General features: G+C 44.1%; 23 protein-coding genes, 1 riboswitch and 1 other annotated feature. Of the genes, 14 read left to right on the forward strand and 9 right to left on the reverse strand.

The features are described from left to right. Positions 1–3: 3 nt before the first annotated feature. From R7P67_RS07720 to R7P67_RS07730, 3 genes are read left to right on the forward strand one after another with little or no spacing between them, the layout of a single operon-like run. The gene (locus tag R7P67_RS07720; RefSeq protein ID WP_005378203.1) at positions 4–516 is read left to right on the forward strand and encodes a DUF2878 domain-containing protein; all 513 of its coding nucleotides are present in this window, start codon (positions 4–6) and stop codon (positions 514–516) included. Next, positions 476–1,069: a chalcone isomerase family protein gene (locus R7P67_RS07725; protein ID WP_318085926.1), complete on the forward strand. Its 594-nt coding sequence runs from the start codon at positions 476–478 to the stop codon at positions 1,067–1,069. The genes R7P67_RS07720 and R7P67_RS07725 overlap by 41 nt, the downstream gene beginning before the upstream one ends. Next, positions 1,069–1,602: a DUF3833 domain-containing protein gene (locus tag R7P67_RS07730; RefSeq protein WP_262652515.1), complete on the forward strand. Its 534-nt coding sequence runs from the start codon at positions 1,069–1,071 to the stop codon at positions 1,600–1,602. Before R7P67_RS07725 ends, R7P67_RS07730 begins: the two co-directional genes overlap by 1 nt. 133 nt (positions 1,603–1,735) lie before the next feature. Here the strand turns inward: R7P67_RS07730 and purB are convergent, their stop codons facing one another. The 3 genes from purB to mnmA form a co-directional block, all read right to left on the reverse strand. After that, entirely contained in the window at positions 1,736–3,106 is a 1,371-nt protein-coding gene (gene purB, locus R7P67_RS07735) for an adenylosuccinate lyase (protein ID WP_005378198.1), read from the reverse strand. Between the two features lie 153 nt (positions 3,107–3,259). After that, on the reverse strand, positions 3,260–3,877 hold the full coding sequence (gene hflD, locus R7P67_RS07740; protein ID WP_262639272.1) for a high frequency lysogenization protein HflD: 618 nt from the start codon (positions 3,875–3,877) through the stop codon (positions 3,260–3,262). Between the two features lie 10 nt (positions 3,878–3,887). Then, complete coding sequence (gene mnmA / locus R7P67_RS07745) at positions 3,888–5,012, reverse strand: tRNA 2-thiouridine(34) synthase MnmA (protein WP_262652514.1); 1,125 nt, start codon at positions 5,010–5,012, stop codon at positions 3,888–3,890. 188 nt (positions 5,013–5,200) lie between these two features. Here mnmA and R7P67_RS07750 point away from each other — a divergent pair, with 188 nt between their 5' ends. Beyond that, a complete protein-coding gene (locus tag R7P67_RS07750; protein ID WP_005378190.1) occupies positions 5,201–5,470 on the forward strand; it encodes a hypothetical protein in 270 nt (89 codons plus the stop codon). Positions 5,471–5,587: 117 nt separating this feature from the next. Then, positions 5,588–6,892, forward strand: coding sequence for an inosine/guanosine kinase (locus R7P67_RS07755; protein WP_005378187.1), 1,305 nt, complete (start codon positions 5,588–5,590; stop codon positions 6,890–6,892). Positions 6,893–7,019: 127 nt separating this feature from the next. On the opposite strand, the gene R7P67_RS07760 is transcribed toward R7P67_RS07755, so the two are convergent. Beyond that, a complete protein-coding gene (locus tag R7P67_RS07760) occupies positions 7,020–7,427 on the reverse strand; it encodes an H-NS family nucleoid-associated regulatory protein (protein WP_005378185.1) in 408 nt (135 codons plus the stop codon). A gap of 582 nt (positions 7,428–8,009) precedes the next feature. Next, positions 8,010–8,192: riboswitch (Lysine riboswitch) on the forward strand. A 109-nt stretch (positions 8,193–8,301) separates the two neighbouring features. On the opposite strand from R7P67_RS07760, the gene tet(35) reads away from it, so the two are divergent. Next, positions 8,302–9,903, forward strand: a complete 1,602-nt coding sequence (gene tet(35) / locus R7P67_RS07765; RefSeq protein WP_262652512.1) for a tetracycline efflux Na+/H+ antiporter family transporter Tet(35) — start codon at positions 8,302–8,304, stop codon at positions 9,901–9,903. 324 nt (positions 9,904–10,227) lie between these two features. Here tet(35) and R7P67_RS07770 read toward each other — a convergent pair whose 3' ends face one another. Next, the gene (locus R7P67_RS07770) at positions 10,228–11,181 is read right to left on the reverse strand and encodes a sigma-54 interaction domain-containing protein (RefSeq protein WP_005388056.1); all 954 of its coding nucleotides are present in this window, start codon (positions 11,179–11,181) and stop codon (positions 10,228–10,230) included. Between the two features lie 369 nt (positions 11,182–11,550). Next, positions 11,551–11,688 (forward strand) — a sequence feature (His leader region). Between the two features lie 53 nt (positions 11,689–11,741). On the opposite strand from R7P67_RS07770, the gene hisG reads away from it, so the two are divergent. From hisG to hisIE, 8 genes are all read left to right on the forward strand, one after another. Beyond that, a complete protein-coding gene (hisG, locus tag R7P67_RS07775; protein WP_005378180.1) occupies positions 11,742–12,638 on the forward strand; it encodes an ATP phosphoribosyltransferase in 897 nt (298 codons plus the stop codon). Positions 12,639–12,643: 5 nt separating this feature from the next. Then, positions 12,644–13,936, forward strand: coding sequence for a histidinol dehydrogenase (hisD, locus tag R7P67_RS07780; protein ID WP_017821714.1), 1,293 nt, complete (start codon positions 12,644–12,646; stop codon positions 13,934–13,936). Positions 13,937–13,948: 12 nt separating this feature from the next. Then, on the forward strand, positions 13,949–14,989 hold the full coding sequence (hisC, locus tag R7P67_RS07785; RefSeq protein WP_017634689.1) for a histidinol-phosphate transaminase: 1,041 nt from the start codon (positions 13,949–13,951) through the stop codon (positions 14,987–14,989). 69 nt (positions 14,990–15,058) lie between these two features. Further along, positions 15,059–16,132: a bifunctional histidinol-phosphatase/imidazoleglycerol-phosphate dehydratase HisB gene (hisB, locus tag R7P67_RS07790; RefSeq protein ID WP_262652511.1), complete on the forward strand. Its 1,074-nt coding sequence runs from the start codon at positions 15,059–15,061 to the stop codon at positions 16,130–16,132. Between the two features lie 26 nt (positions 16,133–16,158). Continuing rightward, positions 16,159–16,773, forward strand: a complete 615-nt coding sequence (gene hisH, locus R7P67_RS07795) for an imidazole glycerol phosphate synthase subunit HisH (RefSeq protein ID WP_262652509.1) — start codon at positions 16,159–16,161, stop codon at positions 16,771–16,773. Positions 16,774–16,785: 12 nt separating this feature from the next. Next, entirely contained in the window at positions 16,786–17,523 is a 738-nt protein-coding gene (gene hisA, locus R7P67_RS07800) for a 1-(5-phosphoribosyl)-5-[(5-phosphoribosylamino)methylideneamino]imidazole-4-carboxamide isomerase (RefSeq protein WP_239938341.1), read from the forward strand. After that, entirely contained in the window at positions 17,505–18,278 is a 774-nt protein-coding gene (gene hisF / locus R7P67_RS07805) for an imidazole glycerol phosphate synthase subunit HisF (protein ID WP_004749837.1), read from the forward strand. The genes hisA and hisF overlap by 19 nt, the downstream gene beginning before the upstream one ends. Next, entirely contained in the window at positions 18,275–18,910 is a 636-nt protein-coding gene (gene hisIE / locus R7P67_RS07810; protein WP_213971452.1) for a bifunctional phosphoribosyl-AMP cyclohydrolase/phosphoribosyl-ATP diphosphatase HisIE, read from the forward strand. The genes hisF and hisIE overlap by 4 nt, the downstream gene beginning before the upstream one ends. A 275-nt stretch (positions 18,911–19,185) precedes the next feature. On the opposite strand, the gene R7P67_RS07815 is transcribed toward hisIE, so the two are convergent. The 4 genes from R7P67_RS07815 to R7P67_RS07830 form a co-directional block, all read right to left on the reverse strand. Continuing rightward, on the reverse strand, positions 19,186–19,701 hold the full coding sequence (locus R7P67_RS07815) for a YchJ family protein (protein ID WP_033905094.1): 516 nt from the start codon (positions 19,699–19,701) through the stop codon (positions 19,186–19,188). Positions 19,702–19,781: 80 nt separating this feature from the next. Next, on the reverse strand, positions 19,782–20,996 hold the full coding sequence (locus R7P67_RS07820; RefSeq protein WP_262652506.1) for an EAL and HDOD domain-containing protein: 1,215 nt from the start codon (positions 20,994–20,996) through the stop codon (positions 19,782–19,784). A 98-nt stretch (positions 20,997–21,094) separates the two neighbouring features. Then, entirely contained in the window at positions 21,095–21,832 is a 738-nt protein-coding gene (gene lpxH, locus R7P67_RS07825; RefSeq protein WP_005389817.1) for a UDP-2,3-diacylglucosamine diphosphatase, read from the reverse strand. 60 nt (positions 21,833–21,892) lie between these two features. After that, positions 21,893–22,387 (reverse strand): peptidylprolyl isomerase, encoded by a 495-nt coding sequence (locus R7P67_RS07830; RefSeq protein ID WP_005378156.1) that lies wholly within the window; start codon positions 22,385–22,387, stop codon positions 21,893–21,895. Between the last annotated feature and the right edge of the window lie 49 nt (positions 22,388–22,436).

Raw genomic sequence — 22,436 nt, forward strand, 5'->3', positions numbered from 1 at the left:
GTCATGAAGGTATTTCTTGCTTCGACATGGTTCCAACTCTGCTGGTTTGCAGCGGTGCTTGGAACCTATCAATGGCAATGGGTGACGTTATTCCTTACTTTGGCAACCCTACTATACTGTCTGAAAAGCGATGCATCTTCGCTCAAAAGTATTGGTGTGATCGTCACGAGCGGGCTCGTGCTTGATACGCTCAATCAACAACTCTCGGTATTTGTCTTTCCAACCCCATGGCTGCCAGTCTGGTTATTATGCTTGTGGGTTTTGTTTTCTTGGTATGCCTATCAACTTAAGTCAATTTTGTACCGTTTCCCAAAAACCTACGTATCAATAATAGGCGGACTCGGAGGAACAGCGAGCTACTTTGCTGGCTATAAGCTCCAAGCCGTTGAATTTGGATTTAGCACTGGAGCTACACTGGCAATGTTGTTTGTCGAATGGTGCGTCATGATGCTCTTGATACTCAAGGTGTACGGAAATGAAAAGCTTGAAGAGAGACTTAACTCAGAGACTGACTAGGCTGCTTGCGTTGGTAATAGTAACTGGCTCTTTTGCTCTGCAAGCTCAACCTGTTGGAAACAGCGAAGCCGCAAGCAACATTGCGAATTGGAAGGGATGGAAAACTGTTGGAGAAGCCCAACTTACTTGGTTCATCTTCGATATTTATCACTCAAGATTAAAAGCGCCTGATGGAAAGTTCATCGTAAGCGAAGACGTATCGCCACATCCCCTTGCGTTGGAAATTAATTACAAGAGAGACATCAGTAAGCAACAGCTGCTTGATGTGACGGATGAGCAGTGGGCGAAATTGGGTTTTACTGACTCATATCGAAAAGCTTGGATCAGCGAGCTCGATCGTATGTTTCCTGATATTCAAAAAGGTGACGAGCTTACTTATCTAACAGATGGAAAATCTGGTCAGCTTTTTTATAAGCAGGTTGGGGACGTGCAAGTAAAGAACGTTGGCATCATTGAAGACGAACGAATGAACGATGCATTTTTAGCTATATGGTTATCACCCAACACAGAATTTCCGAAACTCCGAAAACAATTGATAGGGCAGGTTAGATAGTGCTTAAACGAATTTTTAAATCAGCGACTTTAGTGGCAGCTGTTTTTCTTTCGGCATGTTCCGCAGACATTGATAATTACCGCTCTTCTACACCGACTTTTGACGTATTCGGTTATTTCGAAGGCGACATAAAGGCGTGGGGGATGGTGCAAGATTATACCGAACAGCAAACCCGTCGCTTTGAAGTCGATATAGTGGGTACTGTAGAAGGTGATACGCTGACGCTGGTGGAAGACTTCGTGTTTGATGACGGAGAGGTGGACCAGCGAATTTGGGTTATCACTAGATTAGAAGACGGTAGTTATGAAGGTAAGGCAGACGATATTATAGGTGTAGCAACAGGGGAAGAGCAGGGCAATGCGCTACAGTGGCAATATGACTTTGAGCTACAAATGGAGGATTCATCAGTGACGGTTGCTTTTGATGATTGGCTTTATCGTCAGGATGACAGACACGTTTTCAATCTAACGAAAATAAAAAAGCTTGGTGTGGAAGTAGGAACAATAACCTTGTTCTTCCAAAAGCAGCCATAACAAATGGGGCTGATCTTCAATTAATAATCCATTCCATATAACTAAAATTATTTTCTCCCGACCTAACTCTCCTAACTAAAAAAGGTTGACGCTTTCGCGTCAACCTTTTAGGTATCTGGTCGTTACAGGAGGATTACAGCTTATCTGTCAGCTCGATTGCTTGACCGATATAGTTCGCTGGCGTCATCTCTTTCAGACGTGCTTTCTCGTGCTCAGGAAGCTCAAGACCGTCGATGAAGTTACGCATTGCTTCGCCGTCTACACGCTTACCACGAGTTAGCTCTTTCAGCTTCTCGTATGGCTTCTCGATGCCGTAACGACGCATAACTGTTTGTACTGGCTCAGCTAGTACTTCCCAGTTCTTGTCTAGTTCAGCAAGAAGCGCTTCACGGTTTACTTCTAGCTTGCTGATGCCTTTAAGCGTAGAAGTGTAAGCGATGATAGCGTAGCCAACACCAACACCAAGGTTACGTAGAACCGTTGAGTCAGTTAGGTCACGTTGCCAACGAGAGATAGGCAGTTTCTGTGCTAGGTGGCCGAATACAGCGTTCGCAAGACCTAGGTTACCTTCTGAGTTTTCAAAGTCGATTGGGTTAACTTTGTGAGGCATTGTTGAAGAACCGATCTCACCAGCAATAGTTTTTTGCTTGAAGTGGCCTAGTGCAATGTAACCCCAAACGTCACGGTCGAAGTCAATCAGGATAGTGTTGAAACGAGCGATAGCGTCGAACAGCTCAGCGATGTAATCGTGCGGTTCGATTTGAGTTGTGTAAGGGTTCCAAGTTACGCCTAGAGACTCTGTGATGAACTCTTCAGAGAACTTGTGCCAATCTAGCTCTGGGTAAGCAGAAAGGTGTGCGTTGTAGTTACCTACTGCACCGTTGATTTTCGCTAGGATCTCAACGTTTTCGATTTGCTTGAATTGACGCTCCATACGGTACGCCACGTTTGCCATTTCTTTACCCATAGTAGATGGAGAAGCAGGCTGACCGTGTGTACGAGATAGAAGAGGAATGTCGCGGTATTCCACTGCTAGTGCTTTGATAGCGTCGATTAGGTTACGGATTTCTGGAAGAATCACGTTCTCACGCGCTTCTTTAAGCATTAGAGCGTGTGATGTGTTGTTGATGTCTTCAGAAGTACATGCGAAGTGGAAGAACTCGTTTACTGCGTGCAGTTCAGGAACGTCTGCTACTTTCTCTTTTAGGAAGTACTCAACCGCTTTTACGTCGTGGTTAGTTGTACGCTCGATCTCTTTGATACGGCGTGCATCTTCTTCAGAGAAGTTTGCAGCAAGGTCGTCTAGGAATTGGTTTGCTTCTGCGCTAAACGCTGGCACTTCTGCAATTTCAGCAGTAGCAGCAAGCTTTTGTAGCCAGCGGATTTCAACGATAGTACGGTACTTTAGTAGACCGTATTCACTGAAAATTTCGCGTAACGCAATTGTCTTGCTTCCGTAACGGCCGTCTACTGGTGAAACAGCAGTCAATGCTGACAGTTCCATGATGTTCTCCTGAATTGGGTTTCTAAATTTCGTGAGCTTTATACCAATAACTGTGGCAATTGTCACGAATATTGCGCAAACGTTTGCGCGAGATTTGTTTTAGTCGAAAAAAATGAGCTCGCGATAAACGCGAGCTGCTTATTTGATATTTTACTACAGACGAGCAAGAAGGATTTGTGCTTGCTCTACCATCTTCTTGCGCCCGAAGATTAGGTGGCGACGCTTACCACCAACTTGACGCCAAAGAACTGCACTACGAATGCCAGATAACAACAGCGCACGAACTTTGTGTTGGCTTGCCGTCTGCTGCAGTACAGATGGCGTGCCCGTTACTTGAATGCGTGGGCCAATAGGGCTAACGACATCCAGATAGATGCTCGCTAAATTGCTGATCATTTGATCGTCTAGTAGCTCAAAGTGCTCTGACTGACGCTTGGCCATTTGAATACGATCACCAAGCTGAGACATAGCATCGTTACGAGAGCTTAACTTACGCTCTAACGCCATTAAACTAATAATGTAACGAGTAATTTCACTGCCTGATGGTGTGTTATCAATCCCTTTAACCAAGCATTCTAGGCCGAGCTTTAGATCGGCTTCGCGACCGAATACGCCAACTGTGTTAGCAGGGTTCGTGCTCAAAATAGCGTTGATTGATGTTTCAAAAGCATCTTGATCACAATGTCCGTTTCTCGCTACCTGTTGAACTAAAGCAACAGCTTGGCAAATCCCAGCGAAAGCGATAGTACGGTCATAAAGAGTATTCGCCACGTAACGACTCCTAAGCTTGAGAATATTTAATGCGTTGCTCGATGATGCCGCCACCTAGGCACACGTCACCTTCGTAGAACACTGCTGATTGACCTGGAGTTACAGCAATTTGTGGCTCGTCAAAGATAACTTTAATGTTTTCATCATCGATAGGGATGATTGTACAAGGAATATCTTCCTGACGGTAACGAGTTTTCACTGTGCACTTCATAACATCGCGAATTGGCTCACGATCTACCCAGTGAAGTTGTGATGCAAGTAGACCTTCTGATTTCAACATTGGATGGTCTTTACCTTGAACGGCAATCAAAACGTTACGTTCTAGATCTTTCTCACCAACGAACCATGGGGCCTCGTTACCACCGCCGCCTTTACGGCCACCGATGTGTAGACCTTTACGCTGACCAAGTGTGTGGTACATCAGGCCTTGGTGTTGACCAATCACTTCGCCTTCTGGAGTCTCGATATTACCAGGCTGAGCTGGAAGGTAGCGACCTAGGAATTCCGTAAACTTGCGTTCACCGATGAAACAAATACCAGTTGAATCTTTCTTCTTAGCAGTAATTAGGTCTTGTTCTTCCGCAATGCGGCGTACTTCTGGTTTCTCTAGGTCACCAACAGGGAATAGGCTACGCGCAATTTGCTCGTTGCTTAATGTGTACAGGAAGTAGCTTTGATCTTTGTTGCCATCTAGACCACGTAGCATCTGTGGTTTTTCACCGTTTTCTGGGAAAGAGCGACGCACATAGTGGCCCATTGCAATGTAATCAGCATCAAGTACTTCATCAGCGAATTCTAGGAATGCTTTGAACTTGATTTCTTTGTTACAAAGAATGTCAGGGTTCGGAGTACGGCCAGCTTTGTATTCAGCAAGGAAGTACTCAAATACGTTATCCCAGTATTCGGCAGCAAAGTTGATAGTGTGTAGGTGGATGCCTAGCTTGTCACATACTGCCTGAGCGTCAGCAAGATCTTCTGCCGCTGTACAATATTCTTCGTTGTCATCTTCTTCCCAGTTCTTCATGAAAAGGCCTTCTACTTGGTAGCCTTGCTGCTTTAGAAGATACGCGGAAACAGATGAATCAACGCCGCCGGACATACCGACGATGACTTTCTTTTGACTGTTATCAGACATTACTAAACACCACTTAAATAAACGGGATGCAGATTCTATCAGAATCCACAGACCGGTGACAGATCCGAGATCGAAATCACAATTCGTTTCGCTGGATTTTTCTTCAACAAAGATTCGAACGAGTAATTTCGCAAGTATAGAAGAGGTATATATGGCATAGTTGGCCAAAATCCAAGAGGAAACACCAAATGACAGAAGAAAACCAATTTATGCAAGAAAGTGAGTTGATTGAAATTGTTGAAAATCAGCTCGAAGATGGTAACCCGCTTAAAGTAAAAGAAACCCTTATGCGTTTAATGATGACTGGCACACCACGTGAAGATGCGGTTGCGATGATGGCATGTGCGATGTCAATTGAGATTTTTGATGTGATGAAGAATGAAGGTGAGTTCAACCTAAAGCGTTATAGCGAGCACCTTGAGCAACTACCAGATCTCAGCTTTATGGAAGGTGAATAAGCCACCTAAAAGAAAAAAGTAGTCAGCAAACGTTTGCTATAATCGCTTTTATTGCTGCTTTATTATTAGCGGTATAGAATCCGTTCTCCTTTTCATCCCCTTACTCAGACTGACAATATGAAATTTCCTGGACAACGCAAATCGAAGCACTATTTTCCTGTTCATGCTCGTGACCCGCTGGTGAGCCAAGCACAAGAAAGCAAGAAGATGACGCGCACTCACATCATTGGTATTGACCAAACCTTGGTTGATATTGAAGCAAAAGTTACAACGGATGTGATTGAAAAGTACGGTCTGAGTAAAGGTCACTCTCTGGTTATCGATGACGAAAGAGCAGAAGAGTTATACCAGCAACTGAAAGAAGAGAACTTGATTACCAATGAGTATGCGGGCGGTACAATTGGTAACACGCTACATAACTACTCCGTGCTAGCGGATGACCGCTCCACACTACTTGGAGTGATGAGCCAGGATATTAAGATTGGCAGCTACGGTTACCGTTATCTTTGTAATACATCAAGCCGCATGGATTTGAACTACCTACAAGGTGTAGATGGTGCAATTGGCCGTTGCTTTGCTCTTATCACAGAAGACGGTGAACGTACTTTTGCTATCAGCGAAGGGCAAATGAACCAACTCCATCCTGATAGCATTCCAGAGAAAATCTTTAAAAATGCATCAGCACTTGTACTGACGTCATATCTAGTACGTTGCAAAGACGGCGACCCAATGCCGGAAGCAACAATGAAAGCGATTGAGTACGCGAAAAAGAATGATGTGCCTGTTGTTCTGACTCTAGGCACAAAGTTTGTTATTCAAGATGATCCTAAATATTGGCAAGAATTCATTCGAGATAACGTTTCTGTCGTTGCGATGAATGAAGATGAAGCAGAAGCTCTGACGGGGGAATCTGATCCACTTGCTGCGTCTGACAAAACATTGGAGTGGGCTGATCTAGTATTGTGCACGGCGGGTCCTGTAGGTCTATTTATGGCTGGGTATACGGAAGATAGCGCGAAGCGCGAAACTTCTTTGCCATTACTTCCAGGGTCAATTGCTGAATTTAATCGTTATGAATTTAGTCGTCCGGCGAAAAAAGACTCATGCGAGACGCCAATAAAAGTGTACTCGCATATCTCGCCATATATGGGTGGCCCAGAAAAAATTAAGAATACAAATGGCGCAGGTGATGCCGCGTTATCTGCTGTTCTTCATGATATGGCAGCAAATAAATACCATAAAGAAAATGTGCCTAATTCAAGCAAGCACAGTAACGAGTATTTAACTTACTCTTCTTTTTCTCAAGTCTGCAAATACGCAAACCGCGCGAGCTACGAAGTTCTCGTGCAACATTCACCACGATTGTCGCGCGGACTTCCTGAGCGAGAAGATAGCCTAGAAGAAGCATACTGGGAACGTTAATACGAAGCAGTTTAATTAACTATTCTGTAACTAAAGTAAAAGGCACATTAAGAAATGTGCCTTTTTTATTTGTAATGGTTTAAATAAAAAAGGCTCCCTATGGGAGCCTTTTAAAAATAGCACGGATCTAGATTAGGAACTCATCCAGAGATTTACCTGCATCAAGTTGCTCTTGAATCGCCGAAGGTGTACGACCTTGGCCAGTCCAAGTTTTCTCATTACCGTTTGAATCTGTGTATTTGTATTTAGCAGGGCGAGGTGCGCGCTTCGCTTTGCCTTTCGTCTTAGTTTCGCCAGATAGCGCAGTAATAAGTGCTTCTACATCAATACCGTCTTGAGCGATTTTCTCAGCAATCTCTGCAAGCTTAGCTTCTTGCTCTGCTTGTGCTGCGCGTTCTGCTTCTTCTGCTTCACGACGCTCATCTACGACAGTAGTGAGTTTATCTAGAGCTTCTTCCAATTGTTCTAGAGTCAGCTCACGAGAAAATGCACGAAGGCTACGGATATTTAGAAGGGTTTTAGTCAGCTCTGACATAACGATTCCTATTAAAAGGTTAATGTGTTGGGCACTTTTTATCGTTACGATTAAATAATGCCAATCTATAAATAAACAAAGAGTCCTTATATTTAACTTTATCTTTTCCTTATGTGCAAATGCTAAATCAAAATTTTGTTTAAATTTGACTATTTTTTAAAGCAATTAATATTATTACACTCGAAATAAATCATTATTAGATGAGAACTAAAATCAACAATCATTATTGTATAGAGAGAGTGACAGCTTGGTTTTTTATAAAAAAATTTGAGTTATTACTTAAAAATATGAAGCATCCATCTTTAATGGTGTGTCATATATCCTTAATTTATTGATATAAGATAAACCATGATATTTCTAAGGTAGTAATAATGTTTCATAAATAACATGATTGATGTGATTTCAGTTGCACAAAACTTATGGAAGTAGGCAAGGTTTATAAATTATCTCAGCCATTATTTATTTGTTTAATTTAGTTTGATGTGTTGCATTGACTCTCATCATAAGTACAATGGCTGCCACCTGATGCAATATTGCAGACAATTTGTTGTTAATTTGTACAGTTAGTGGTTAATTGTTTGTTGTTGCCGTAGAGGCGCGGTCTCGAAGAGTAGCTATTATTGGGGTGATGCCAATGAATAATAGTGGAAGGCGAAGATTGCCGAAGTAAGTAACTCATCAAAGTTACTTGCTGGGGTTGTATCTGAAAGGAACAACACTGCCATAGTATATATTCACATTAAACTATGGAGCGCTACTGTAGGGTTGGGTGGAGTGTTCGCTTCCCTGTCGCTAAGTTCAACATGAGCACGTATCGTATGCTACGTGACTTGTCTGCAGTAGATCTCTAGCCAAACTTTGGTTTTTGAAGATCATGAATTTAATAGATTTTTCTAGTTCTCCTGTTTCATTATTGCCACCTATTGTCGCTTTGACTTTGGCGATTTTGACTCGACGTGTATTAGTTTCCTTGGGTGTAGGTATCGTGCTAGGTGCGGTGCTACTTAATAGCTGGTCTATCAGCGACACCGCAGGTTACGTCAGTTCTCAAGTTTCTTCTGTCTTTATTGAAGATGGCGGAATTAACACTTGGAACATGAGCATTGTTGGCTTCCTAATCTTATTAGGTATGACAACAGCTTTATTAACGTTATCTGGCGGTACTCGTGCTTTTGCTGAATGGGCACAATCTCGAGTTAAGAGTAAACGCGGCTCCAAACTTCTTGCCGCCTTTTTAGGCGTATTCATTTTTGTCGATGATTACTTTAATAGCCTTGCTGTTGGTGCGATCTCTCGCCCAGTAACCGATCGCTTTTATGTGTCTCGCGCTAAGCTTGCGTACATTCTAGACTCAACCGCTGCTCCAATGTGTGTAATTATGCCTGCTTCTAGCTGGGGTGCTTACATTATTACTATTATTGGCGGGATCTTAGTCTCACATGGGATCACAGAGTATTCGGCTCTTGGCGCATATGTTCGTCTTATCCCAATGAACTTCTACGCCGTTTTTGCGCTGCTAATGGTGTTCGCTGTTGCGTGGTTTGGTCTTGATATTGGTAAAATGCGTGAGCATGAGATCTCTGCATCGCAAGGTCGTGGCTTTGATAAAGACAAAGAAAATGACTCGCAAGAAGCGCATGACCTAAATGAAGAGCTAGATATCCGTGAAAGTGAAAAGGGTAAAGTGTCAGATTTGATACTTCCTATCGTGACGCTGATTATCGCGACTATCGCTTCAATGCTTTACACGGGTGGCCAAGCATTGGCTGCTGATGGTAAGGAGTTTGCGCTTCTTGGTGCTTTTGAAAATACAGATGTAGGTACATCACTAATCTACGGTAGCTTGCTTGGCTTAGCAGTTGCACTGTTTACTGTTGTGAAGCAAGGTCTACCAATGGCTGAGATCGCACGTACACTTTGGATTGGTGCTAAGTCTATGTTTGGTGCGATTCTAATCTTAGTATTTGCCTGGACCATTGGCTCTGTTATCGGTGATATGAAGACTGGTACTTACCTTTCGACAATGGCGCAGGGCAACATTAACCCGCACTGGCTACCAGTTATCCTATTCTTGTTGTCTGGCCTAATGGCGTTCTCAACAGGTACTTCATGGGGTACGTTCGGCATCATGCTTCCAATCGCTGGAGACATGGCTGGTGCAACAGACGTAGTGCTAATGCTACCGATGCTGAGTGCGGTTTTAGCTGGTGCGGTATTCGGTGACCATTGTTCACCAATCTCAGATACGACTATCCTGTCATCGACGGGTGCACGTTGTAACCACATTGACCACGTATCAACACAGTTACCTTATGCATTATCAGTCGCGCTTGTTTCATGCGTCGGCTTTATTGCCCTTGGTATGACTGCTTCAATTGCGTTCTCGTTCATTGCAGCGTCGATAACATTCGTTATCGTTTGCGCTATTTTGTCATGGCTTTCAAAGTCTAAAATAGCGTCTTGCCAGAGTGCGTAAGTTGTTTTGAATAGATTCGTTACAGAGGGAAGCTCCGCTAATTTAGCGGAGCTTTTTTTTAACGCGACTTAGGTGAGGGGGGCAATCGCGTTTTTGGGGATAAAAGTCTCGTGTTAAGAGCGAATTGTTTGTGTACCGAGCTCTCCTTGATGGGCTGTAATGAAAAAGCAATCCATCTTCTTCTTAGTTCTAAGCAAAGACTATGCCCATTTTAAGCTTTTGATTTTTAATACAGCAAAATACGCATGGTTGCGATGCAGAGTTAACTAAATGATATCTAAAGAGTTACCTGTTACACAGTGTTACGTTACACCTATACAGTATTTAAACATTTAAGTTGTATTTCTTTATTAATCGATAAAGCGTTGTTCTTGAAATGCCGAGGTGACGTGCAGCCGCACTCATATTGTGTTTATTTTCTTCGATAGCTTGCAGTAGGTAGTCGAGATCAATTTGGTCCACAGAAGGGAGCAATTGCCTCTCATTGTTATCAAGGCCCAAGTCAGCGACGAGAAGCGTGTGATCTTCACACATGACAATTGCTCGTTGGATGACATTCCGCAGTTCTCTTACGTTGCCTGGCCAACGATGTTTGAGGAGCTTGGCTTTTACCTTATCAGACATTTTTTGTACCTGACCATGAGACAGATCTGCTAGGAAGTGTTCAGATAAAATAATAATGTCTTTTCCACGCTTTCTCAGTGGAGGGATAGTTAATGGCAATATATTAAGCCGATAGAATAGATCTTCACGAAATCCTCCTTGTACGACCTCATTTTTCAAATCCACGTGGCTTGCTGCAATGACCCTACAGTCCACGTCAATGAATTTATCCGCTCCGACTTTATGGATTTGTTTACTCTCCAAAAAGTGAAGGAGGTGGATTTGTAGGTCTGGTGGCATGTCACCAATTTCATCAAGAAATAGGGTGCCTTTATGTGCCTTTTGAATAAAACCTATACGCTCTGAGATTGCGCCTGTAAATGCTCCTTTTTCATGGCCGAAAAGCTCGGATGCAATAAGACCACTTGGAATGGCTCCACAGTTGACTTCCACAAAAGGTGCTGAGTGTCTGTTCGACAATTGATGAATAAGGCGAGCGCAAAGACCTTTCCCAACACCAGTTTCACCCTGAATGAGGACTTCAGCATCACATTGAGCGTACTTTTGTATTGCAGTACGAAGTTCTTGGATACAGGCACTATTGCCGATCAACGGGTATAGTGCCGTATCGTCGAAATCTACAGCTTGTTTATTACTACCGTTACGCAGTTTCATTGTTAATCACTATTTTTTGCCCCGCTCTAATAATAGTTTTGAATGAATTGTCTCAAACGTGAGTTGCTGTCTCTTTATTGAGAAAAGTGTCAATTAGTGGGTTGGGTACGGTCTAAATAGTTGATTTGGTGGATATTCATACTATTCTTCGTTTTCTTCGTCAGAGTAGAGCTGATTGGAGGTGTTCTTTCTACCAGAGTATTCAATATGGAAAAGAATTTAATTTCATTTAAATCAATGTCTTGTGAAAAATATTTAGAAAATATTCAATTGAGTATTGAAAAATATAGAATCCTTAGTTAGTGTGGTTACTAACAAAGTAACTCAAAAAGAGCCTTAAATAAGTATGCGTAATTTTGTAATGAACATTCATCACCATCATCACCCAATCTAGTCTTTCGGGCGATGTACGCATACCCGGGAGGCAGGAAACTCCCGGAGGTAAAATCAAAGTAAAAGCAGATTTTAAACCCTCGGGAGACTTCAATCTCCCGAGGGTTTTTTAGTTTTATTAGTTTGAAAAATACTTAGATATCAAAATCTTGCATAGGGACAAAGCAATGCAAACACAACGTTTAAGAATCGCAATTCAGAAAAAAGGTCGTCTTAGCAAAGAGAGTCAAGCTCTACTAAAACAGTGCGGCGTAAAGTTCAACGTAATGGGCGAGCGTTTAGTTGTCCATTCTGAAAATATGCCAATTGATTTACTCTTGGTTCGTGACGACGACATCCCAGGTTTAATTATGGATGGCGTGGTTGACCTTGGCTTTATTGGCGAAAATGAACTAGAAGAAGTTCGCCTTGACCGCAAAGCATTAGGTGAACCCTGCGAGTTTGTTCAGCTTCGTCGACTTGATTTTGGTGGCTGTCGTTTATCTATCGCAATCGACAAGGACGAAGAGTACAACGGTCCACAAGACTTAGCTGGCAAGCGTATTGCTACAACGTATCCTCAACTTCTAAAAGCGTACATGGATGAAGCCGGCGTTCCATTCTCTACATGTATGCTGACAGGCTCTGTAGAAGTTGCGCCTCGCGCGGGTCTCGCTGATGCTATCGCTGATTTGGTTTCTACAGGTGCAACACTGGAAGCGAACGGCCTTAAAGAAGCTGAAATTATCTTCAAATCAAAAGCGACATTGATTCAACGCACAGGTGAGTTCGACGCAGACAAAGTGGCGCTAATCGAAAAGCTGTTAACTCGCATGCAAGGCGTGCAGCAAGCGAAAGAATCTAAGTACATTATGCTTCACGCCCCAGCAGAGAAGTTAGATCAAATTAAAGCACTACTGCCAGGTGCTGAAGACCCAACTGTTCTTCCTCTTTCTGCAGATAAGCAGAAAATGGCTGTTCACTTGGTGAGTTCTGAAAACCTGTTCTGGGAAACAATGGAACAGCTGAAAGAGTTGGGCGCAAGTTCAATTCTTGTTCTACCAATTGAAAAAATGATGGAGTAAGCATCATGAGAACAGTCGTTTGGCAATCATTAAGTGAGAATCAGCAAGACTCTATTTTGGAGCGCCCTGCTATTGCAGAAGGTGCCAATATCACCACTGCTGTGGCCGAAGTTATTGCTAAAGTTCGAGAAGAAGGTGACTCTGCTCTTATTGAGCTGACCGAAAAGTTTGACCGTGTTAAGCCTGAATCCATTCGTGTTTCTTCTCAGGAAATTAAGGCAGCGTCAGAGCGTTTGTCAGAGTCAATGAAGAGCGCACTAGAGCAAGCTTACGCCAATATTTCTAAGTTCCACAAAGCGCAAAAGCCGCAACCGATCAAGGTGGAAACGCAGCCAGGTGTCCTTTGTGAACAAGTAACACGTCCAATTCAAAAAGTGGGTTTGTACATTCCTGGTGGCAGTGCGCCTTTGCCATCGACTGTTTTGATGCTCGGCGTTCCTGCAAAAATTGCAGGTTGTCGTAAAGTCGTTCTTTGTTCTCCACCGCCAATCGCTGATGAGATCCTTTATGTCGCGAAACTGTGTGGCATTGATGAAGTGTACAACGTCGGTGGTGGCCAAGCAGTTGCTGCAATGGCTTATGGCACCGAGACTGTATCGAAAGTAGATAAGATCTTTGGTCCGGGCAACGCTTACGTGACCGAAGCAAAACGTCAGGTAAGTAATGATTTCCGTGGTGCTGCGATTGATATGCCAGCAGGTCCATCAGAAGTTCTTGTAATTGCCGATGAAACCGCAGATGCAGACTTTATCGCTGCGGATCTTTTGAGCCAAGCGGAACACGGTCCTGATTCTCAAGTGGTACTTGTGACTCCTTCTCCTGTGATTGCTGATCAAGTGACGGATGTGGTTCAACGTCAGCTTAAGGAGCTATCTCGTGCAGACATCGCAGAAAAGGCTCTGGCATCAAGCTTGATCATTATTTCTGAGTCGATGACGCAGTCAGTTTCTATTTCCAATTACTACGGTCCTGAGCACTTGATTGTTCAGACTAAGAACCCTCGTGAGCTTCTACCTCTATTAGATAACGCAGGTTCTATCTTCCTAGGTGATTGGTCGCCTGAATCAGCAGGTGATTATGCATCGGGCACTAACCACGTTCTTCCTACTTACGGTTACACACGCACGTATTCAAGCTTAGGCTTAGCGGACTTTTCGAAACGTATGACGGTTCAAGAGCTGTCTGCTGATGGTCTAAAGAACCTTGCACCAACGGTGGTCACCATGGCGGAAGCAGAAGGTCTGGATGCACACAAACGTGCAGTGACCATTCGCGTAGAAAAACTGGCAGCTAAGTAAGAGGATATTGAGATGGAAAAGCTAGCGCGCAAACAAGTCCAACAACTTACCCCTTATATGTCGGCTCGTCGAATTGGTGGTACCGGTGACGTATGGCTAAACGCCAACGAATCACCATTCAATAATGAATACAAAACAGACTTCGCTCGTCTTAATCGTTACAGCGAATGTCAGCCTAAAGAACTGATTTCTGCTTACGCAGCCTATGCGGGTGTGAAACCAGAGCAAACACTAACGTCTCGCGGAGCAGATGAAGGTATTGAACTACTGATTCGTGCTTTTTGTGAGCCGGGTGAAGATGCGATTCTGTACTGTCCACCGACTTACGGTATGTACGCCATCAGTGCCGAAACCATCGGTGTAGAGCGTAAAACCGTGCCGCTAACGTCAGATTGGCAACTCGATCTTGCAGGCATCGAAGCTAATCTGGATAACGTGAAGCTGGTTTTTGTATGTTCGCCAAACAACCCAACGGGTAACTTGGTTAAGCGTGAAGACATTGTGTCTCTGCTTGAGATGACAAAAGACCGTGCAATCGTGGTGATGGATGAAGCGTACATCGATTTTTGTCCAGAAGCGTCAACGGTAGACCTACTGGCGCAATACCCGAATCTTGCGATTCTGCGTACTCTATCGAAAGCTTTTGCGCTTGCAGGTCTGCGTTGTGGATTTACGCTTGCGAACGAAGAGCTGATTAATGTACTTCTTAAAGTTATCGCACCTTACCCAGTCCCAGTTCCAGTGGCAGAAATTGCGACTCAGGCGCTTTCGGAAGCTGGTTTAGCACGAGCGAAGTTCCAAGTTCTCGATCTGAATGCAAACCGTGCTTACTTGCAAGTTGGCCTTTCAATGATTCCGGGCTTGGAAGTGTTTGAAGGGTGGGGGAACTACCTATTGGTGAAATTCCCAGATGGCGATGACCTTTTCAAAGCGGCTTGGGATACGGGCATTATTTTGCGTAACTCGCCAATTGAAAATTGTGTGCGTATCAGTGTGGGTAACCGTGACGAGTGCGAAAAAACGCTTGGATTTATCAGAAACTACTACGCATAAATAGAGACAGAATTTATCGCTCTCGCTCAATAGCGGGAGCGCCAAAAGAATAGCAATAAGGAAGTTCGAGTGAGCAAACAACAAAAAATCCTTTTTATTGATCGTGATGGCACCTTAATTGTCGAGCCGCCGATTGATTTTCAAGTAGACCGTTTAGACAAACTAAAGCTAGAGCCATTTGTTATCCCAAGCCTGTTGTCGTTGCAGGATGCAGGATACCGTCTAGTGATGGTCACGAACCAAGATGGTTTGGGTACCGACAGCTACCCACAAGAAGATTTTGATGCACCACACAACATGATGATGGAGATCTTTGAATCTCAAGGTGTGAAGTTTGATGATGTGCTGATTTGTCCTCACTTTGATGAAGATAACTGCTCTTGCCGTAAGCCTAAATTGGGCTTGGTAAAAGAGTACCTTCAAGGTGGCAAAGTGGATTTCCAAAATTCTGTTGTGATTGGCGATCGTCAAACTGATCTTCAACTTGCAGAAAACATGGCAATTCGTGGCATTCAATACAACCCAGAAACCATGGGTTGGAAACAGATCCTGAAAGATCTCACGGTGAAGGCACGCGTTGCTGAAGTGGTTCGCACCACAAAAGAAACGGACATCAAAGTATTCGTTAATCTTGACGAACAAGGCGGCAATGACATCTCTACTGGTCTTGGCTTCTTCGACCACATGCTGGATCAAATCGCGACACACGGCGGGTTCCAGATGGTGTGCAAAGTAGAAGGTGACCTGCACATTGATGATCACCACACGGTAGAAGATACCGCTCTTGCTTTGGGTCAGGCGTTGAAAGAAGCACTGGGTGATAAACGTGGTATTGGTCGCTTTGGTTTCAGCCTGCCAATGGATGAGTGTTTGGCGCAATGCGCACTAGACCTATCAGGTCGTCCTTATCTTAAGTTCGACTCGCAGTTTAGTCGTGAGCAAGTGGGTGATCTTTCAACAGAGATGGTGGTTCACTTCTTCCGCTCTCTGACTGACACATTAGCATGTACGTTGCACCTTTCTTCTGCGGGCAACAATGATCACCACATCATTGAAAGCCTATTTAAAGCGTTTGGCCGTACTTTGCGCCAAGCAATCAAAGTAGAAGGCACTGAGCTACCAAGTAGTAAAGGCGTGCTTTAAGGCTAACGTTAGCAAGGAGAAAAACAGTGACAGAACAGAAAGTTGTCATTATCGATACTGGCTGTGCCAACGTTTCTTCGGTGAAGTTTGCCATTGAACGTCTAGGCTATGACGTAACGATTTCAAAAGATCCGCAAGTCGTATTATCGGCAGACAAGCTATTCCTACCGGGTGTGGGAACCGCCAGCGAAGCGATGAAGAACCTAGAAGAGCGCGATCTGATCAGCTTGGTAAAACAGGTAGAAAAGCCATTACTAGGTATCTGTTTAGGCATGCAACTGTTGGGCAAAGTGTCTCAAGAGAAAGGGCAGAAAGCCGACGATTTGGTTGAGTGTCTTGGACTTTGTGATGGCGAAGTGAAGCTACTACAAACTGGCGATTTGCCGCTGCCGCATATGGGTTGGAACACGGTGTCAGCAAAAGCAGGTAATCCACTTTTCAAAGATATTGAAGAAGGTGAGCACTTCTACTTCGTGCACAGCTTTGCAATGCCTGTTGGGGATTACACGATTGCGGAATGTGAGTACGGTAACCCGTTCACAGCAGCAGTACAAAGCGGTAACTACTACGGCGTGCAATTCCACCCTGAGCGTTCTTCAAAAGCGGGCGCGAAGCTTATTCAAAACTTCTTAGAATTATAAAAGGGATTTAGTGTGATTATTCCAGCTCTTGATTTAATTGAAGGACAGGTGGTTCGCCTTTATCAAGGTGATTACGGCCAAGTAACCGAGTACAAAGTCGATCCAGCAGAGCAGTTCAACTTGTACCACCAAGCGGGTGCTAACTGGCTGCACTTGGTGGATTTAACTGGCGCGAAAGACACGACAGCACGCCAGCTTGATTTGATTGCAAAGCTACTAGCAAGTACACCAGCAAACATCCAAATCGGTGGTGGTGTGCGTACAGAGCAAGACGTTATTGATCTGTTAGAAGCCGGTGCTCAGCGTGTTGTTGTTGGTTCTACAGCAGTAAAACAGCCAGAGCTTGTGAAAGGTTGGATGGAAAAATACGGCGCAGAGAAAATCGTTCTCGCGCTAGATATCAACATCGATCAAGACGGCACACGTAAAGTGGCGATCTCTGGTTGGCAAGAAGATTCAGGCGTGACCATCGAAGCTCTAATCAACGATTACCTAACGATAGGTTTGCAGCACGTGCTTTGTACGGACATTTCTCGTGACGGTACGCTAGAAGGCTCAAACGTAGAGCTTTACGTTGACCTATGCAAACAGTACCCACAAGTGCAGTTTCAATCTTCAGGTGGCATTGGCTCATTAGCAGATATCGAAGCGCTAAAAGGCAGCGGTGTGGCTGGCGTGATTGTTGGTCGTGCGCTGTTAGATGGTAAGTTCACAGCAGAGGAGGCGTTTGCATGTTGGCAAAGCGAATAATTCCATGTCTTGATGTACGTGATGGACAAGTGGTCAAGGGCGTCCAGTTCCGTAACCATGAAATCATTGGCGACATCGTTCCTCTGGCACAGCGTTATGCGGAAGAGGGCGCTGACGAGCTCGTGTTCTACGATATTACCGCTTCAAGTGATGGTCGTGTCGTCGATAAAAGTTGGGTCGCTCGCGTTGCAGAAGTTATTGATATTCCTTTCTGTGTGGCTGGTGGTATTAAATCAGCGGAAGACGCAGCGCGCATTCTTGAGTTTGGTGCAGACAAAGTGTCTATCAACTCACCTGCATTGGCGAACCCTCAGTTGATTACTGACCTTGCTGATAAGTTTGGTGTGCAATGTATCGTCGTTGGTATCGATTCATACTACGACAAAGAGACGGGCAAGTATCAGGTTTACCAGTTTACTGGTGATGAAGAACGCACCAAAGCGACCCAATGGGAAACGCGTGATTGGGTGCAAGAAGTACAAAAACGCGGCGCTGGTGAAATCGTACTGAACATGATGAACCAAGACGGTGTGCGTAACGGCTACGATATCGAACAACTGAATATGGTGCGCGAAGTATGTAATGTACCGCTGATTGCATCGGGTGGCGCGGGTGCTATGGAGCACTTTGCGGAAGCCTACCAAAAAGCAAATGTGGATGGCGCGCTTGCCGCATCGGTATTCCACAAACAAGTCATCAATATTGGTGAACTAAAGCAGTATTTGAAACAACAAGGCATTGAGGTACGACTATGAGTGTGAAAGCCGCCGAAGTAAGTTCGCTAGTTGAGCGAATCAACTGGGAAAAGGTGGATGGTCTGGTACCTGCTATCGTACAAGACTTCCAATCAAGCCAAGTGCTGATGATGGGTTATATGAACCAAGATGCGTTGGCAAAAACGGGCGAAACAGGTCAAGTGACGTTTTTCTCTCGTACCAAGCAGCGTCTTTGGACGAAAGGTGAGACTTCTGGCAACGTATTGCAATTGGTGAACATGCAGCTCGATTGCGATAACGATACGCTGCTGGTGAAAGTGAATCCCATTGGTCCTACGTGTCACTTGGGTAACACAACTTGCTGGGATGTGGACCCTCAAGAGGAGTCACAAATGGTGTGGCTTCATCAACTTGAGCAGCTATTGGCTGCCCGCAAGAGTGCCGACCCAGATTCCTCTTATACTGCCAGTCTTTATGCCCGTGGCACCAAGCGTATTTCGCAAAAAGTGGGCGAAGAAGGCGTTGAAGTCGCGCTTGCGGCGACGTCGGGCGATAAGTCGGAGTTAGTGTGTGAATCAGCAGATTTGATTTACCACTTAATGGTATTGCTTCAAGACCAAGGCTTATCGATGAATGACGTAGTGAATAAACTGAAAGAGCGTCATAAGTAAGCTTGCGATAAGTGAAAGCCCCTATGCTCTCGAGCCTAGGGGCTTTTTACTTTAGTGTTCTTGATTCGGGGCAAAAACCGGCAACAGTGCTGGTGGCGATTAGATTCTGAATCACGCTCGTCCCTCGCTGTTCAGAATGACGGTATATTTTCTAATGGTACTTGCAGTAGAGTTATTTACTTCAAATAGGTACATATATTAACGTCACTCCAACGAACCTAGGCGAAGTCAAGAATCCAATTAAATCGAGCTCAATAAGCTAGGAGTGGATGATCTTACCCACAACACTTCTTAAATTTCTTACCGCTTCCACAGATACACGGGTCGTTACGACCTACTTTTAGGCTACTCACTGGTTGGTTTAGGCGAGGATCTTGTTCTGGTTCTTCTTCTAGCTCTTCTTCTGGAAACGTGCCGTCAATGTAGTACCAAAGCCCATTTTCTTTTACAAAGCGAGAACGCTCTGTCATGCAGTAGCGTTTGCCGTCTTCATCAAAATAAGCGCTAAACTCTACAAAGCCTTCATTGTCATTACTGCCAGCTTCTGTTTTTACAACTTCAAGTTTGCACCAATCGCTGTCGATAGATTGGGCAATGTCTTCACGTTGCTCTTCTGCATTACAGCTTGGATGATAAGTGTTGACCACGTAATCGACTAGACCTAACACATGCGCACTGTAACGAGAGCGCATTAACTGCTCTGGAGTGGTGACGTCAGCATGGTTGTTGTGGGCAATTTCACAACACTGTTGGTAGGTGCGGTTAGATCCGCAAGGGCAAGAAGAAGCCATAAAATGAAATCTCGATTAATTAAGCGGTAAAAACAAACAACCTCACAATTGCGAGGCTGGAGGTGAGGCATTATAGCGATTTAGGGCGTTTGAGACAGCAGTTCTTGAGCCCACTCGGTAGATTGATTAAAAGCGTCCGCTAATTGAGGTTCGGTTAATTTAAGAACGGTGCAATATCGCTCGGCTAACTCCCAGTCCGCTTGTTCATAGGCGATCGTCATCGAAAGTAAGTGACCAAGTACGCCTTTTCGACTGGTTAATGCGAGTTTTATATCTTCGTCAACGGGGATATCTTCAATGACATCCGAGAGCGGTTGATCGAGCAAAGAGCCGAGTAAAGAAAACATGCCTGTCAAAAAAGCCTGCCCAGGGTCATACCTAGTGTTCATTTGACTAAGTAACAGTTCACACATTCGTGCACGCTGAATCGCTAAAGAGTAAAGAGAGTCAGGTTTATCTTCTTGAACGGACGCAATTGCAACTAAGGAAATAAAGCGTCGTAGTCGCTCTTCACCCAGATAAACAAGCGCCTGTCTGAACGATTTGATCTTAGTCGTTAATGTATATCCTGAATTTACGTAAGTAAGCAGCTTGTATGACAGCGTCACATCAATCGAAAACAGACGTTCAACCTCATTGAAGTCGATGGGCTTATCTGCAATCTCTTTACAAAGTTGGATGACGGTAAGAAACGCGGGGTTCAACCGTTTTTTCTGGATCATCTCAGGTTTGCTAAAAAAATACCCTTGAAAATAGTTAAAACCGGCTTCTAGAGCTTGCTCAAACTCTTCATAGGTCTCTACCTTTTCCGCAAGAAAGTCGATTTTAAATGGGCTCAACGCCTGAATAAAAATGGCAGCTTTCTTGATCGGCACAAGTCTAATATCAAACTTGATCATGGAAACGTATGGAAGAAAACGCTTCCAAGCTTTCGTCGGAACAAAATCATCCAGAGCAATTTTGTATCCGCACTCATGAAGGTGCTTGATAGCTTCTAACAGTTCTTCTGTCGGTTCGCAGTCTTCAAGGACTTCAATGACGAGAGATTCTTTAGGGAACAAAGTTGGGACCAAGTTCACCAAGCTTTGATGCGGAAAGTTAACAAAGCCAAGTTTGTTTCCTAATGTGTTGTAATGCGTCGACAAAAAATGATCGGATAGCAGTCGACTAGTAGCCAGCTCTGGTTCTACTTCAGGGAAGGTATTTTTAGGGCCGTCTCGAAAGAGGAGTTCGTAACCTATGGTTCGTTTTTCTCTATCCAGAATCGGTTGGCGAGCTACGTAAGAATACTTCAATTAGGTACTTCGTTCTGTTTAACTTAGTATTATGATAATAGCGATTTTTTACAAAATATCTACGACTTGAGCGTGAATCTTCTACACGCTCTACATGCTTAACGCAAATTCTGTATGAACGGTCTCGTTTGTAGGTCAAAACTATCAGAATTTACTTTTAAAACTGAGCCTTGCGTATACCAATCCCCTAAAACAATTCGGGTCTTTTTAACGCCATCGACGTCAAAAAAATGTGTGTTCGGGCGATGTGTGTGACCATGAATCATTAAGTTGACGCAGTTCTGAGACATCACTTTCTCGACCTCATTTTGGTTGACGTCCATGATATCTAATGACTTGCTCATTTTATCATCACGAATATCGGATTGAACTTTTGAGACAATTTTCTTCTTAATGAACCAAGGAATACGGTTAAACAACCATTGTAGCCATGGTTTGTGAACGGTTTTTCTAAACTCTTGATATTTCACATCGTCAATACAGAGCGTATCGCCATGTAGGATTACGGCTTTTTGACCATAAAGATCAATCGTGCAGACATCGTCGAGTAATGTCATACCGGTTTCTTTGCAAAAGCGTTTGCCGAGTAAAAAATCTCGATTGCCTTGGATGAAAAAAGTTGGCACACCCGCATCCGTCAGTGCTTTAAATTCTGCACGGATTTGGTCTGCAAAAGGGGTGTTGTCATCGTCACCAATCCAGAACTCAAACAGATCGCCGAGTACATAAAGTGCATCAGCTTTTGTTGCTTCTGTTCGCATGAACGTCACAAAACATTCCGTGATATCAGGACGTGATGGGGTAAGGTGAAGATCGGAAATAAATAATGTCGTCATAGAAATAAGGGGAAGCTATGCCTCCCCATTAACTTATCTTTTAAAAATAATTCCTAAGAATTACTCTTCAATTGTTGTACCAGTGATCACTACGTCTTCTAGAGGTACGTCTTGGTGCATGCCGTAAGAACCAGTGCTAACGCCTTTGATCTTATTTACGATGTCCATGCCTTCGATTACTTCACCGAACACACAGTAACCCCAACCATCTAGGCTTTCGCTACGGAAGTCTAGGAATGTGTTGTTGTTTACGTTGATGAAGAACTGAGAGCTTGCTGAATGCGGCTCCATAGTACGTGCCATAGCAAGTGTACCCACTTTGTTGCTAAGACCGTTGTTTGCTTCGTTCTTGATAGGTGCACGAGTCGCTTTTTCACGTAGACCAGACTCCATACCACCACCTTGGATCATGAAGCCGTCAATAACACGGTGGAAAAGCGTGTTGTCGTAGAAACCGTCGCGGCAGTACTGAAGGAAGTTTGCGCTTGTCTCTGGCGCTTTCTCTTCGTTTAGTTGAATCTTGATGTCACCAAAATTAGTGTGAAGGGTGATCATGCTACTTTCCTTTACTGTGTTGTGTTGAGCCCGAGATTCTAGCCTAAGT

Source organism: Vibrio sp. Vb0937, assembly GCF_033338855.1.